This window comes from Nocardia sp. NPDC060220, assembly GCF_042727815.1.
In the GTDB taxonomy this organism is placed as follows: Bacteria; Actinomycetota; Actinomycetes; order Mycobacteriales; family Mycobacteriaceae; genus Nocardia.
Genome location: NZ_JBHWZY010001065.1, coordinates 1 through 2,065 on the forward strand (window position 1 = coordinate 1; position 2,065 = coordinate 2,065).

The 2,065-nt window shown below is 62.0% G+C and carries 2 protein-coding genes; one reads left to right on the forward strand and one right to left on the reverse strand.

All coding sequences use genetic code 11. The features are described from left to right. Positions 1–506 precede the first annotated feature (506 nt). Positions 507–1,508 (forward strand): dTDP-glucose 4,6-dehydratase, encoded by a 1,002-nt coding sequence (gene rfbB, locus ACFWF3_RS33625; protein ID WP_378989525.1) that lies wholly within the window; start codon positions 507–509, stop codon positions 1,506–1,508. A gap of 21 nt (positions 1,509–1,529) precedes the next feature. Here rfbB and ACFWF3_RS33630 read toward each other — a convergent pair. Then, on the reverse strand, positions 1,530–2,065 hold a 536-nt coding region (locus ACFWF3_RS33630; protein ID WP_379318007.1), incomplete at its 5' end, for a DUF2142 domain-containing protein.

Sequence of the window (2,065 nt, forward strand, 5' to 3'; positions counted from 1 at the left end):
GTCTTCGACGACCAGCGAGCCGGCATCGGTGGTGATGACGGACTTGGAACCGTCGACGACCTCGGCGGAGTAGTTGATCGGGGCGGCTTCTTCGGCCGGCGCGGCGTTCACGGTGCCGGCGGTGACGCCCATGGCGGCGATCAGCAGCGCCGACGTGGCGGCGAATTTCCTCATCAGCATTTTTGTTGAACCTCAAGTTTGGAGCGTGCGGAGGGGACTCGTAGATCAAAAGCTCCCGCAGCTAACCAGAGGTGAACCTGCTGTGACTGTTAGTTCAAGTTTTGTTCACCGTTGATACTCCGATGCCTGTGCGCTGATAGAAACCTGAGCGTTGACCGGGCTTTTTCTCAGGAAAACCGACTTTGAGTCTTAACCTACCTACAGGTAATGTGACGGAGATCACTGTGTAAATATATGCCGGGTCACAGGTCAGAGACGTTCCAGCAACACATAACGGTGACACCTTTCGTCACGAGCGTCCACGGAATGCACGTATCGTTGACCGAGTGCGAGTGCTCGTAACCGGCGGGGCCGGGTTCATCGGTGCGAATTTCGTCCAGCAGACCGTGGCCACGCGCCCGGATGTCCAAGTGACCGTGCTCGACGCGCTCACTTACGCGGGCAACCGGGCATCGCTGGATCCGGTCGCGGATCGGATCGAATTCGTGCACGGCGATATCGCCGATCTCGATCTTGTCGACAACCTGGTCAGTGGGGTGGACGCGGTCGTGCATTTCGCGGCCGAATCCCACAACGACAACTCCCTGGCCGAGCCGTGGCCGTTCGTGCAGACCAATATCGTCGGCACATACTCGCTGTTGCAGGCGGTACGCCGCCACGAGGTGCGCTACCACCACGTCTCCACCGACGAGGTGTACGGCGATCTCACCCCCGACGAGCCGGGCTTCACCGAATCCACCGCCTACAACCCGTCGAGCCCGTATTCGGCGACCAAAGCGGGCAGCGACATGCTGGTACGCGCCTGGACCAGGTCTTTCGGTGTCCGCGCGACCCTGTCGAACTGCTCCAACAATTACGGCCCGTACCAGCACGTGGAGAAATTCATCCCGCGCCAGATCACCAACCTGATCGACGGTGTGCGCCCACGGCTGTACGGCGCGGGCCATCAGGTGCGCGACTGGATCCACGTCGACGACCACAACCGCGCGGTCTGGGACATTCTCGAGCGTGGCCGGACCGGCAAGACCTATCTGATCGGCGCCCAGGGTGAACTCGACAACCTCACGGTCGTCCAGCTCATTCTGCAGGCGTTCGATCGAGAGCCCACCGACTTCGATCACGTGACGGACCGCCCCGGCCACGACCAGCGCTACGCCATCGACGCGAGTCTGCTGCGCGAGGAGCTGGGCTGGTCACCGCGCTACGCGGACTTCCGCGCCGGCCTGGCCGACACCGTCGCCTGGTACCGCGACAACGAGAACTGGTGGCGACCGAAAAAGGCCGATACCGAACGCGCCTACGCGGCAGCGGGCGAGAAAACTCTGTAATCCCCACCGTCGTCTGGGGAATTATCCCCAGACGACGGTGTAATACGTTGCGGCGGTAGCGACAAGCGCGAAAGTCGACGCACAGGCGATGGTGATCGCGGTCCCGCGGGCCGGAATCACGCCATCGGAATTCGTGAGTCGCAGCCCCACCACGCGAGCCAGCACCGCCAGTCCCATGATTGCCAGCGGCACGAAATACCGGCCCTGCACACCGTCGATGATATAGAAATCGACCGGCGTGAACGACATGTACAGCGTCACGTAGATCATCGCAACGCTCGCGAGCACCGTGAGCGCCACGATCAGCGTGCGACGGAAAGTGGCTGTGGTGGCACTCATCCGATCGACGATGCCGAAACTCACCGCGAAGGCGAGCAGGCACGCCAGCATCGAAATCGCGGGCACGTCCACATACGCGAAACCGAGTTCGCCGAAGAACTGGTTGAACCAGCGATGGTCGCGCAGCGCGATGCTCTCGCCGAAGGTGTGCACGAATTGCACCGGGTCGCTGAGGATTCCCTTCAGCTGATCGCCCGGTCGCACCTGGCCCCACTGAT